At 33.6% G+C, this 14,064-nt stretch carries 8 protein-coding genes; 5 read left to right on the plus strand and 3 right to left on the minus strand.

Annotated features, from left to right (window positions below; all coding sequences use genetic code 11):
* Positions 1-85 precede the first annotated feature (85 nt).
* Positions 86-1,876: a sodium-extruding oxaloacetate decarboxylase subunit alpha gene (gene oadA, locus CCY98_RS00605; protein WP_112056677.1), complete on the plus strand. Its 1,791-nt coding sequence runs from the start codon at positions 86-88 to the stop codon at positions 1,874-1,876.
* Positions 1,876-3,123: an exodeoxyribonuclease VII large subunit gene (gene xseA / locus CCY98_RS00610; protein ID WP_112056678.1), complete on the plus strand. Its 1,248-nt coding sequence runs from the start codon at positions 1,876-1,878 to the stop codon at positions 3,121-3,123. Before oadA ends, xseA begins: the two co-directional genes overlap by 1 nt.
* Here xseA and CCY98_RS00615 read toward each other — a convergent pair.
* The 3 genes from CCY98_RS00615 to typA are packed head-to-tail and all read right to left on the minus strand — an operon-like array spanning position 3,116 to position 8,691.
* Positions 3,116-4,507: a PhoH family protein gene (locus tag CCY98_RS00615; protein ID WP_112056679.1), complete on the minus strand. Its 1,392-nt coding sequence runs from the start codon at positions 4,505-4,507 to the stop codon at positions 3,116-3,118. The two genes, xseA and CCY98_RS00615, sit on opposite strands and share 8 nt — an antisense overlap.
* Positions 4,508-6,880: a ribonucleoside-diphosphate reductase subunit alpha gene (locus CCY98_RS00620; protein ID WP_112056680.1), complete on the minus strand. Its 2,373-nt coding sequence runs from the start codon at positions 6,878-6,880 to the stop codon at positions 4,508-4,510. It abuts the gene before it with no gap.
* Positions 6,881-6,891: 11 nt separating this feature from the next.
* Complete coding sequence (gene typA / locus CCY98_RS00625; protein ID WP_112056681.1) at positions 6,892-8,691, minus strand: translational GTPase TypA; 1,800 nt, start codon at positions 8,689-8,691, stop codon at positions 6,892-6,894.
* Between the two features lie 163 nt (positions 8,692-8,854).
* Here typA and CCY98_RS00630 point away from each other — a divergent pair, with 163 nt between their 5' ends.
* From CCY98_RS00630 to CCY98_RS00640, 3 genes are read left to right on the plus strand one after another with little or no spacing between them, the layout of a single operon-like run.
* Complete coding sequence (locus CCY98_RS00630) at positions 8,855-10,564, plus strand: flagellar hook-length control protein FliK (RefSeq protein ID WP_112056682.1); 1,710 nt, start codon at positions 8,855-8,857, stop codon at positions 10,562-10,564.
* A 13-nt stretch (positions 10,565-10,577) separates the two neighbouring features.
* Positions 10,578-11,654, plus strand: coding sequence for a flagellar hook assembly protein FlgD (flgD, locus tag CCY98_RS00635; RefSeq protein ID WP_112056683.1), 1,077 nt, complete (start codon positions 10,578-10,580; stop codon positions 11,652-11,654).
* Positions 11,655-11,664: 10 nt separating this feature from the next.
* Complete coding sequence (locus CCY98_RS00640) at positions 11,665-13,962, plus strand: flagellar hook-basal body complex protein (RefSeq protein ID WP_112056684.1); 2,298 nt, start codon at positions 11,665-11,667, stop codon at positions 13,960-13,962.
* Positions 13,963-14,064: the final 102 nt, after the last annotated feature.

Raw genomic sequence — 14,064 nt, forward strand, 5'->3', positions numbered from 1 at the left:
GTTTTTTAAGTATATTTTGCACTAAGCTAAATACAAAGAAAGAATATATATAATCTAGGAAATTTTAAATTTTGGGGATAGTGAGATGATAAAAATTACCGAAAATAGTCTAAGAGATGGGCACCAATCTTTGCTTGCAACAAGAATGCGAACAGAAGATATGATAGAAGCTGCTAAGATTTTTGAGCAAATAGGTTTTTATAGCGTAGAAGTATGGGGAGGTGCGACTTATGATACTTGTTTGCGCTACCTTAAAGAAGATCCTTTTGAGAGACTTGCTACTTTTAAAGAAATTTTCAAAACCACTCCCATTCAAATGCTTTTAAGGGGGCAGAATCTTATTGGTTATCGCCATTATGCTGATGATGTTGTTTGTGAATTTATTAGGCTTAGTGCGCAAAATGGAGTAGATATTTTTAGAATCTTTGATGCACTTAATGATATAAGGAATCTTAAAACTTCCATAGAAGAAGTTAAAAAGCAAGGCAAACACGCACAAGGTGCAATTTGCTATACTACTTCTCCTGTGCATACCATTCCAAATTTTGTAGAATTTGGCAAAGAACTTGCAAAAATGGGATGCGATTCTTTAGCTATTAAAGATATGGCAGGATTGCTTACTCCAAATATGGCTTATGAGCTTACCAAATCTTTAAAAGAAGAAGTGGGATTGCCTTTAGCGCTTCACACTCATTCTACAGCTGGTTTTGCATTTGGATCTCATCTTAAAGCAATAGAAGCAGGAATTGATATTGTAGATTTGTCCAATTCAGCACTTGCTGAGGGCACAAGCCATCCTTGCACACAATCAATGGTTGCCACACTCAAAGACACTCAATGGGATAGCAAATTAGATTTGTCTTTAATGGAAAAGGCAGCTGAAATCCTAAAGAAAAACCGCAAAAAATACAAAAAATTTGAATCACCTTATAATCAGATTGATACGCGTGTGCTTGTTAATCAAATCCCTGGTGGTATGATTTCTAATATGGCCAATCAATTAAAAGAGCAAAATGCTTTGGATAAAATGGATGAAGTTTTATTAGAGATTCCAAATGTGAGAAAAGATTTTGGTTATCCACCACTTGTTACACCATCAAGTCAAATTGTAGGAACTCAAGCTGTCTTAAATGTCCTTACTCAAACGCGCTACAAGACGCTTACCACAGAATCAAAAAATATTATCAAAGGCTATTATGGTAAAACTCCTGCACCAATTTCTCAAGAATTAATTCAAAAAATTAAAGCCGAAGGTGGAGAGATTATTACGCAACGCCCAGCAGATAAGCTACTCCCAGAAATGCCAAAAGCCATAGAAGAATCCAAAGGATTTGCAAAAAGTCCAACTGATATTATTTCTTATGCGATTTTTGGAGGAATTGCAAAAACCTTTTTAGAAGAGAGAAACCAAGGAAGTTTATTACCAGAAGCCTTAAGCACTTTTGAAGATGAGAATAATCCTATGCCAAAAGACTTTATGATTAACTTGCATGGAGAGAGTTATCATATAAAAGTTGAAGGAAGTGGTTCTAAAGATGAAGAAGTGAGACCTTTCTTTGTTCGCGTTAATGGGGATTTACGAGAGGTATTTATAACTTCTAATGAAATTAGCACAGAAAAAAGAATTAATAAAAATGGCGATTCTTTGCCACAAGCAAGTTTGCCTGGACATATCATCTCTCCAATGCCTGGGAATCTCACAAAATTAAGGGTAAAAGTGGGGGATATTATTAAAGAGGGTGATGTGGTAGCCATTGTAGAAGCAATGAAAATGGAAAATCAAGTTCTTGCCACAAAAGGTGGGGAAATCAAAGAAATCTATGCTAAAGAAGGGCAACAAATCGATGCCAATTTAGCCATTATGCTTGTGGAATAATGCAAACGCTAAGTGTTAGTGAATTAAACTCACAGATTAAAGGTTTGCTAGAAGCGACCTTTTTGCAAGTGAGCGTGTGTGGAGAAGTGAGTAATTGCACTTATCATTCTAGCGGACACATTTATTTTTCAATTAAAGACAAAGATTCCATACTCAAATGTGTGATGTTTAGGGGAAATGCGCGTTATTTAAAATTCAAAATTGAAGATGGTATGGATTTGACTTTAAATGGGGGTATTACTCTTTTTATTCCGCGTGGAGAATATCAGCTCAATTGTTTTAGCGCAACTCCAAGCGGAGTAGGTGAGCTTACACTAGCTTATGAACAACTCAAAAAAGAATATGAGAAAAAAGGTTATTTTTTAAACAAAAAACCTCTTCCAAAATTCCCCAAAAAAGTAGGGCTAATCACTTCTAAAAGTGGTGCGGTTTTGCACGATATGCTAAGGGTTGCAAACAAGCGATGGAATCTAGTGGAGTTTATTTTATTTGATACTTTGGTGCAAGGGGAGGGTGCTAAAGAAAATATTGTCAAAAATATTCAAATAGCCGATTCTTTAAATCTTGATTGCCTTATCTTAGCTAGGGGTGGTGGGAGTTTGGAGGATTTATGGGCTTTTAATGAGCCTTTGGTGAATGAAGCAATTTTTTTAGCAAAAACCCCTATTATCTCTGCCATTGGGCATGAGCCAGATGTAGTTTTGAGTGATTTTGTTGCTGATTTGCGCGCACCAACGCCTAGTGCTGCTATGGAAATATTATTGCCCGATAAAATAGAATGGCTTATGCGGCTTGATTCTATGCAAAAAATTATGGAAGATAAAATTAAAGGTTTTTTGGAGAAAAAAAATAAAAAACTAGAGTATTTGAGAGTTTTATTGCAAAAAAACTCTTTTTTTGAAAAAATTAAAAATCACAAACAGCAACTTTTAACTTTGCAAAAATTTCTTACACAAGCCATTGAATCAAAAATAATTCCGCATCGCTATGCTCTAGAATCAACCCCTTTAATTTTGGATCAAAAAATAACCAAAATTCTAACAAATAAGATTAATCAAATTACACTTTTAAAAACAAAACTAGAATCTAAAAATCCACAAAATCAAAAAAAGGGATATGTTTATGCGAGTTTTCAGGGCAAACCTATTTTGAAACTTAGCAAAATCAAGCCAAATTGTCTATTAACCCTAGAAGATTTGAGTGCAAGTGTGGAAGTTCAAGTTTTAAATAAAAAGCTTATTACTTAAAATTATCTTCAAACCAAGCAGCAATTTCACTTCGTATAGTTTGCTTAAGCGTGATTCCAGCTAGAAAATCAGAATTTTTAGCCTTATTTAGCAAAGTTACCAAGCCATTACGATATTTGCTTAAATAGGGGTGATCAATTTGTGCAGGATCACCTAAAAAAACAATTCTAGAATCTTCTCCCATTCTTGTCCCAACAAGTTTAATAGTTGCATTAGAAGCGTTTTGTGTTTCATCAAAAATTACAAATTTTTTAGCAATACTTGTTCCACGCAAATGCGCAATATCCATAACTTCAATATTATGTTTTTGAATAAAATATTCTGTTGCTTCCTTGTTTAATACGCTATTGGCGTTACCTTTGTATTCAATTCTTTTAGCCAAAGATTCTTTTTGCATTTTGGTAATCATAAAATTAATAGCGCTAAAGAGAGGATACATAAAATAATTTAATTTTTGTCCTTCATCACCTTTGCGAAATCCAAGTTCCGCTTCTTTGTCATTAGCAGTAATAGTATTTCGCATATAAACAATTCCATTAATTTCCCCCTTTTTTAGTAAATGCAATCCTGCTTGAAGTGCAATGAGTGTTTTCCCACTCCCTGTAGCGCCACTGCAAATAGTTACTTTGTTTTTAGGGTGAGTTAAAAGAGAATAGAGAAATTTTTGCTCTAAATTGATGGGATTAATATAAAGCTTATCTTCTAAAATTTTATCAAAATTTAATTCCACAAATTCATTATTCAGCTTCACTCCATAGTGTCTCTTGCCAGTTTCATAAAGAGAGTTATCGGTATTATCTTCTTCAGTGATTTCAAATAAACTCCAATTTTTAAGCATTAAAAATTTAGAATCTCTCTCCAAAGAATCTCTAATGGAATTTTTGTGTGCTTTAAAGGAATATAGAAAGTTAATATCTTGTGGATTGTCGATTCTATCGCGCATAAGAGATTGAGAAATAAGATTATTGGAAATTGCATAAACTTTAAGGGAAATGTCATTAGTCAATAAAATTAAATTATAATCTTTAGCGATTTCTAGAATCCTAGCATCATTAAGTCCATAATCTAGGGCGTAAGTTTTGTATTTTGGACGATGAATGATATGTAGGGGAATTTTAATATTATTAGATAAAAAAGAAATGCAATGAATCTTGTCTTGATTAGTAGCTAAAAGTTCAGAATCTTTTGATTCATCACTTAAAACATTCCTAAAAAATTCTCTTGCAAAAAAACCACTTTGATTATTCAAATCTTTCTTTTTGTCTAATTCACTTAGGGTAACATCGCAAATAGCAATATGATTCTCGCCATTTTGATAGAGAAAATAGAGATTTTCTATATCATCTAAAATGATAGAAGTATCAATAAGGTAAGTTTTATTCACTTATTGACAACCCTCACATTCAATGCTTCTATCAATTGCTCCAGTGCTAGTTTCTGCCTCAACGCTTTGGGATCTTAGATAATAAGTTGATTTTAGTCCCAATCTCCAAGCTAAGCTATAAATTTCATTAAGATAGCGACCACTTGCTTTATCTAAAGAAATAAAGATATTCATACTTTGCCCCTGATCAATCCATTTTTGACGAATTGCTGCAGCCTTAACAATAAGGGTTTGATCAACTTCATAAGCAGAAGTATAATAATTCCAATTTTCCAAACTAAGATTTGGTGCCACCACAGGAATTAATCCACTTAAATTTTCTTCAAACCATTTGCGCTTGTAAATAGGTTCAATAGTTTGAGTTGTTCCAACTAAAATAGAAATAGAGCTTGTAGGTGCGATTGCCATAAGATAGCCATTACGAATTCCTTTAGTTTTAACTTCCTCTCTTAAGTGATCCCAATCATAAACAAAGCCAAAAAGACCGCCTCTATCTACCAGTGCTTTTGCTTCAGAATTAGCTTTATCAAAAGGGAAAATTCCTTTTGACCATGAAGAATTTGCAAAATCATTATAAACACCTTTTTCTTGTGCAAGTTTGCAACTTGCATTAATTGCATTATAGCTAATCATCTCCATAATCTCATCAATTTTTTCTAGGTGCTTTTGACTACCCCATTGGATTTTACTTTCAGCAAGCATTTGCGCTTCACCCATTACTCCAAGTCCAATGGCACGAGTATCAAGGTTAGTTACTTTAACCTTGCGATTAGGATAAAAATTTAAGTCAATTACATTATCAAGCATTCTAATAGCCACAGGGACAATGCGTTCAATATCTTCTTTAGTATTGATTTTAGAAAGATTAATAGAAGCAAGGTTACATACAGCAGTTTTGCCATCTACAGATTCTCTTTGTGCGATGAATACCTTTTTGCCATTGATGCTATCTGTAGAAGTGATTTTATTAGATAGCTTAACAATACCACAATCTGTTCTAACTTCTTGATTCTCTTCATAATCCTCAATCGTGCCATCTTCAAATTCAATACGAATAAAACATTTATTAGGTTCAGTATTTTGAAAAATCTCTGTGCAAAGGTTAGAGCTTCTAATAATTCCAGTGTGTGAGTTAGGATTTGCCCTATTGGCATTGTCTTTAAAACACAAAAATGGAGATCCCACTTCAAAATAATTAGTTAAGATTCTTTTCCACAAATCTTTTGCTTTGATAGTTTCTTTGGGAATATCCGGATTATTTTCATATTCTATATAGCGCTTTTCAAATGCTTCACCATAAAGATTGGTTAAATCCGCACAAGTCAAAGCATCAAAAAGATTCCATAAACCATCTTCTGCAACACGCTTCATAAACAAATCTGGAATCCATAAAGCAGGGAATAAATCGTGAGTTCTGCGCCGCTCTTCTCCGCTATTTTTCTTAATATCTACAAAATCAAAAATATCACTATGCCAAGGCTCTAAATAGACTGCAATAGCACCTTTTCTAGTGCCTAGCTGATCCACTGCAATAGCAATATCATTAGTGATTTTCAAAAAAGGTATAACACCACCTGCGGCGTTTTTGTGTCCATCAATAAAGCTTCCCAAACCGCGAATCTTAGAGAAATCCCAACCAATTCCACCACCATATTTACTTAAAAGCGCCATTTCTTTATAAGAATCAAAAATTCCCTCGATATTATCAGGCGTGCTTCCAATATAGCAAGAGCTTAATTGGTGGCGCGGTGTTCGTGCATTAGATAGGGTAGGGGTGGCTGCCATCACTTCAAATTTTGAAAGTAAGTCATAAAATTGCTCTGCCCAATAAGTTGGATCTTTTTCGTTTTGTGCTAGAAACATTGCAATTGCCATAAACATATGTTGTGGCAATTCAATAGGCTGTCCTTTTTTATCTTTGAGCAAATATCTATCATAAAGTGTTTTGATACCAAGATAGGTAAATTGCAAATCTCTTTGAGGATCAATTTTTAAATTAAGCTTCTCAAGATTAAATTTTTCTTTCATTCCCTTGATGATTCGATTTTCTTTTTCACCAATCTCTAGATATTCTTTAAGGCTTTTATAACCATTAAATCCATTTACTCTATGATAAAGATCGTATAAAAACAATCTAGCCGCAACAAAAGTCCAATTAGGACAATCAATATCAATTTTATCTACGGCTGTCTTAATAAGCGTTTGTTGAATCTCTTCTGTGGTGATTCTATCGCGAAAATGTAATTTAGCATCAACTTCCAATTCACTTTGAGAAACCCCCTCTAATCCCACCACAGAATCGCGCGTATATTTTTGGATTTTGGTGACATCTAGTGGTTCGATTCTCCCATCTCTTTTAATAACTGTTAGCATACCTCCTTCCCCTATTTATTTTTTCTTTTTCTTTGTGTTGGATCAAGCACTTTTTTCCGGATTCGGATATTTTTAGGAGTAACTTCCAAAATCTCATCTTCTTCAATCCATTCCAAAGCTCTCTCTAAATTCAAATCCCTTGGTGGAGTAAGCTTAATAGCATCATCACTTCCGCTTGCACGCATATTAGTTAAATGCTTAGCTTTAACAGGATTAACATCTAAATCATTTTCCCTTGAATGCTCTCCAATAATCATTCCCACATATACTTTAGTTTGTGGTGGTATAAATAAGATTCCTCTCTCTTGAATATTTCCTAGAGAAAATGGAGTGGCTTCTCCATTTTCCATAGAGATTAAAGCACCATTATTGCGCGTTTCAACATTGCCACTAAATGGGCGGAATTCTAAGAAACTATTATTCATCACGCCTTCCCCTTTCGTGTCTGTTAAAAACTCACTTCTATAACCTATTAATCCTCTTGCAGGAATTTCAAATTCTAACCTTGTATAGCCTTCCCCCATTGGATTCATTGCTTTAAGCTCGGCTTTTCTGCGCCCTAATTTTTCAATCACACTTCCAGAATAATCTTGAGGTGTATCAATCACTAAAGATTCAAAAGGCTCACATTTTTGTCCATCAATTTCTTTAACAATAACTTCAGGGCGTGAAATACTAAACTCATAATCCTCGCGTCTTAGATTCTCTGCTAGAATCGTGATTTGTAGCTCACCTCTACCGCTTACCTTAAACTTCCCTTCACCAAGCTCTTCAACTTTCATAGCGATATTTGTTTGCATTTCTTTTTCTAGCCGCTCTTTGAGTTTATTAGCTGTAACATGCTTACCCTCTAATCCAGCAAAAGGCGAATCATTAACTGCGAAATTAACACTCATTGTTGGTTCTTCTAAATGCATAGGATCAAGTGGAATAGGGTTGTTAGGATCAACAATAGAATCACCCACATTAATAGAATGAAAACCTGCTAAAGCCACAATATCACCTGCTTGCGCTTCATCAATTTCGGTTCTTGCTAAACCATAAAAACCAATGAGTTTGGTAATTTTTCCTGTGATTTTCTCTCCATTGCTTTTTGCAAGCATTACATTTTCGCCTTTTTTAACTTTACCATTAAAGATTCTAGCAATCCCAATCTTACCTACATAATTATCATAATCTAAAGTAAAAATTTGGATTTGCAAAGGATTTTCTTTGTTTCCACTAGGAAGTGGCACATGCTCTAAAATTGCATCAAAAAGTGGTCCTAAGTCTTTTTTTTCATCTTCTAAGTTTTTGATTGCATAACCATCTCTTGCAGCAGCATAAACTACCGGAAAATCTAGCTGCTTTTCATTAGCTCCCATAGCAGCAAATAAGTCAAAAACTTCATCAATCACTCTATCTGGTTGCGCTGCTGGTTTGTCAATTTTATTTACAACTACAATAGGGCAAATTCCTAATGCAAGTGCTTTTTTGACAACAAACTTAGTTTGTGGCATTACCCCTTCTTGCGCATCTACTAGCAACAAAACACCATCAACCATTTTTAAAACACGCTCAACCTCTCCCCCAAAATCGGCGTGTCCGGGAGTGTCTATAATATTAATCTTGGTATCTTTATATCTAATAGCGGTATTTTTAGAGAGAATGGTGATTCCTCTTTCTTTTTCTATATCATTGCTATCCATTACGCGCTCATCGATTTGTTCGTGACTCGCAAAAGTCCCTGATTGTCTAAGCAATCCATCAACTAAAGTGGTCTTTCCGTGATCAACATGCGCGATAACTGCGATATTTCTTATTTCCTGCATACATTTCCTTAAACAATTGATTCTAAAAAGTTTTGGAATTCTAATTTAAAAATTCTTAATAAAAAATATTAAATTTTTGTAATTTAATAGTCTCTAAAAATGGAATATAAATTGCTTACTTAAAGACAATTAAATCTATTTTATGAATGGTTAAAGTTTAGCAATGATACCTACAATTAAAACAGAAAAAAGCGAACAAACAAGCCTTTTATCAAAACATTCCAAAGATAAAGAAGATAAAGGAGATTTTGCAGAACTTTTTGGTTTATTAACACAAACACCAAAAACAGAATTACCTAATAGCAAAATCTCTAAAGTTACTAATAAAAAAGAAGCTACAACGCAAAATGTAATGCTTCAAGAATCCAATCTTAAAAATACAGATAAAAAATTACTTAAAACTACACAAATTCCCAACCCTAAAAATCCAAAGGAATTATTAGAATTTACCAAAGCACAAAATATTCAATCTAGTGTAAAAACCCTAAAAGACATTACCCAAATAGCCAATAAACTTCAACTTAATTTACAAAAAATAAGCATAATAAAAGATGAAGCCAATAAAGAAGTTTCTATTAAAAATATCATCAATCCACAAGAAGTGCAAATTTCACAAAAATCTACAAAAACTTTGCCAAGCAAACAGGCAAATAACCTTTTAAATATGATTTTGCAAGATAAAGAGTTGCTATCAAAATCAAATAAAAAAACAGACACAACTTTAAACCCTAGCACAAAAGAAATAAAAGTTAAATCTACAATTTTAGATAAAGAAATATTGCCAAAATCTACCAAAAATGTGGAATCAAATAAAAAAGCAGACACAACTTTAAACCCTAGCACAAAAGAAGAAAGCGATAAAATTACATTAAAAGTAAATGATTCTAAAAGCAAGGGTGATGAAGTCATAACTGATTCTTTTAAGATTGATAAAGCCAACAAAGCATTAGATGCCAAAGAAAGCATTCAAAAAAATAATTTTAAGCAAGAAAATATTTTAGAGACTAAAGAAAAAATAGAGCTTACCCAAGAATCAAGAGAAAAAAATCAAATAAAAGCTCAAAAAATAGTTCAAGAAGAAAAACAATCACCAACAATTTTCAATAAAACAAAAAAAGACAAATTTGAAACTTCTTTTGGAAAACAATCTCAAAAAACTACCCAAGATTCAAGCAACAAATATGCTTTAGATGAAAAAGAGATTAAACAAAATGATGCCCAAAAAGTAAATTCTACTTCTATAGATCCTTCCAATATAGAAATGCAAAAAACTCAAAATTTCATAGACAACTTATTGAAAATCGAGATTCCGCAAAAAACAAAAATTTTAAAATACGAAGAGTTTGAAAAAGAAACCAAAGAGAAAAAAACAGAAAAAATGCACCAAGAAATTTACCAAAACATTTTGCAAAATCAAAATAATTTATTACTAAGCCCTAGAGAAACCTTTTTGCATTTTAGTGATAAATTAAGAGATGCATTGCAAAATTATAAACCACCTATTACTAAAATTTCTTTGGAGTTAAATCCAGAATCATTAGGTAGTGTAGAACTCACCATTACTAAAATGGGTGATAAGATTAATGTGCAAATTAGCTCTAATCAAAATGCCTTGCAACTTTTTATGCAAAATATACAAGATTTTAAAAATCAGCTTAACAATGTTGGTTTTAGCGAAGTTACAATGGATTTTAAAGATATGAGTGGTAATAGTTTTTCGCAAAATAGTGGAGGAAATTTTAGTGATTCTAGACAACAAAACCCTAAGCAACAGCAAAAAGGGAACGAAAATGGCTTACAAATTTATCAACAAGCCGAGGAAACCAATAGGGAAATTTCTCATTTGGATTTAAGCTTTTCATATTATGCTTAAAAAGGAGCACAAAATGGCCATTTCAAGTATGAACAACTATTTAAATTATGCCTCTAGCGCAACTGCAAGAACAGCACAAACCAAAACAGGTGAAAATGATACCATACAAAACAATACAAACACTGATAATTCTACAGACAATAGCACAAATACCGATAACTCCACAGATAATAGCACAGGCAATACTAATAACAATAACAATACTAATAACAATAACAATACTAATAACAATGGAAGTTCAGGTGGCAATGGTAATTCTGGGACAGGTGGTACAGGTGGAGTATTCCCCGGTGATACCCCTACTAAAGGGGAAGAGGATGATAACAATGGATTAGGCACAGAAGCCTTTATGAAATTGTTTTTAGAGCAACTTAAAAATCAAGATCCAACTGCACCAATGGAAACTCAAGAAATACTCACACAAACCGCGCAATTAACTCAAGTAGAGGCGCAAACTCAAATGAAAAATGCTATGGAGCAAATGACAACCACAATGCAATCCATGCAAAGCACCAATGAAAAAACAATTGAAGCGCAACAAAAACTAATTGAAACGCAAGAAAAAATGCTAGAAACAATGGGTGTTTTAGCAGGAAGCATTCAAGATAGCAGTATTCTTGGTGGATACAATACTGTTGGTATGATAGGTAATATTGCTGAAACCCCTTACACTGCCCTTAATGTAGAAAAAAATGAAGCCATTAAATTTGAACTTTATTTTGATGAGCCTATTGATCCAACCAAAGGACAACCAAAGATTACAATTACCGATAAAGATAATAATGTGATTCGAGAGATTGACTTAGCACAAAAAGATGAAAATGGAAATTACATTTACCTTAACAAAGAAGGTTATGTAGAATTTGAATGGGATACAAGAGATAGCAAGGGTGCTTATGTGGGCAAGGGAGACTATGTAGTCAAAGCAGAATACAACCTAGAACCCAACACTAATCAATACAAAGAAACTCAACTTGGGAGAGGTGAAGTGCAAAGTATCTTGTTTGATTCTGGAGTGCCTTATGTGAAGTTAGGAGATCACTTAACAGTGCCAATTATTCATGTAACTTCTTATTATAAAAAAGACTAAGGGGGAAGCAATGGTAGGATCACTTTATAGCGGAATCAGCGGAATTAAAACTCATCAAACTGGTATTGATGTAACTTCTAATAATATCGCCAATGTTAATACTACAGGCTTTAGAGCAAACTCTCCAGAGTTTAAAAGTCTTTTTTCAACATATTTAAACCACATTAACTCTAATTCTCCTGTGTCTAATGACTATAACTATGGGACAACAATTAGTTCTAATGCAATTAATACCAATGATGGAACTTATGTTAGTGCTGATGGAGATTTCAATGTCGCTTATAGCGGAAAAGGTTGGTTTGTTGTAGGTTTAAATAAAAATGGTGAATTTGATGTAAAAAACCCTAATTATACTGGAGCACAACAAAATTATTTTACTCGTGATGGTTCTTTTAGCTTAGATGGAGAAGGGTATTTGGTTAATTCAAGTGGCTATTATATGTATGGGATTAATTTGGGAAAAATAGCTGCTGATGGCGCTTTAACAGGTGTGAATAATCTTGAGCAAGATTATGCTAATTTGGGCGGTTCTGTGTTAGAACCCATTAGAATCCCAAAAGAAATGCACTATCAACCAACACTAACAACACAAGTTAATCTCTCAGTAAATCTAAACCGCGCTCAAAACCCTAAAGGGATTACAATTTTACAAGATGAAAATGGCAATTTTAGTATGGATAAATTCCTAGCACTTGATATGAATTCTCTAATGGATTCAAGCGGAAAACTACTAGATGCCAAAAATTACAAAGATATTACTTTTAGTATCGAACAAAATGGAGAAATAATAGATTATACTTTCACTTATGGCGCAGAGGGTGAAAACGGCTTTAAAACTACAGGCGAGCTAATCACACTCATTAAAGAAAAGACTGGACTTGACTTAGCTTTGAAGCTTGATGAGCTAGGGAATCCGAGTGATTGTTCTTTGTATCTTAGTAATAACACTATGCAAGAAATGAATTTAAGCATTAGTGGAAGGTTAGCTCAAAAACTAGGATTAAGCACCAATAATGAAACTCTAGAATCTGCTCTTCAATCTCAAATAGAGACTTTTAGAGATGACAAAAACTATCCTAATGGTGCTTATGTAAATTACAATGGAATCATTTTTCAAAGAAATGGAGAAGAGCAAGATGCAGGAAACCCTATTGATAATCCAGATTCTTGGACTTTAGTTGATTCTACTAAAGTAGCTAATTATAAAGAAAATTCGGAATACAATGAAGGAGACTTTATTGTTTATGAGGGCAAAATCTATCAAAGAACTGATATGCCAACTACTGAAGTAATGGACCCAGAAACAGGAGAACTTATTGCTCAAAATCCCGCAGAAGACACAAATGCGTGGAAAGAAATCGGAGAAAATACAAGAGGAATGATTACAGAATATGAAGCGGGGACTACTTATGAAGAAAATGCAATGGTTACTCTCAATGGAATTCTCTATCAAAAAACAAATGGAGCAGGTGATACAAATCCTTTAGAAGATGTAAGTGGCTGGAGAGTCTTAATGACTGATTCCCTAGATAGCACACAGCTTAATGTCGCTACTTATGAGACTAACACAGAAGTTTATAGTGATTCTGGTGAGAAGTTTATACTCAAAAGTCAATATGTTTTACTAGAGCAGGGCGATCAAACAGCAACTCCACCTATTAATGAAAGATGGGAAGTAAAAAGTGCAATCTATGATAGCACTGGCAAAACAATGATAAGCGAGAATCCAGTTTTTAGCGAAATCTCTTTCAACGCAGATGGCACTCCTAATGCCGCACCTTTTGAAGTCGCTTTTCAAAATGGCAGCATTCAAGTCAATCTAGCTCAAAGTGATGATGGAAAATTTTCTAGCAATTTTGCTTATACAGATTCAGCACTTAAATCTGCTACACAAGATGGAACATCTTCAGGAATTATGAATAATATTGTTATTAATGAAGATGGAATTATCTTAGTAAATTTCACAAATGGAAAAGTTGAACCTATTGGCAGAATAGGAATCGCTGCTTTTGTAAATGACCAAGGCTTGAGCAAAATAGGGGGAAATCTCTTCAAAATGAATGCAATGACAATCAATGGAGAAACTTCCGTAGTAAGCGGACCGCCTTTGTTAGCGTGGGAAGAAACAGGCAATACAAGCTTAAAATACGGACAAGTGCTTGATCATATGCTTGAAACAAGCAATGTGGATACAGGAACAGCACTCACTGATTTAATTGTCTATCAAAGAGGCTATCAAATGAGTGCAAAATCAATCACCACAGCCGATCAGTTAATGCAAGAAGCTATCCAGCTCAAACGCAGTTAATCCCTAAAGCAATGAAATAATAAAATTTTAAAATTTTATTATTTCTATCGCCCAAATCTTAGCTTTTATTTTCTCTCAAATATTAATGCAAATTTATGCTAG

It is taken from the genome of Helicobacter sp. 11-8110 (assembly GCF_003288905.1).
Lineage (GTDB): Bacteria > Campylobacterota > Campylobacteria > Campylobacterales > Helicobacteraceae > Helicobacter_D > Helicobacter_D colisuis.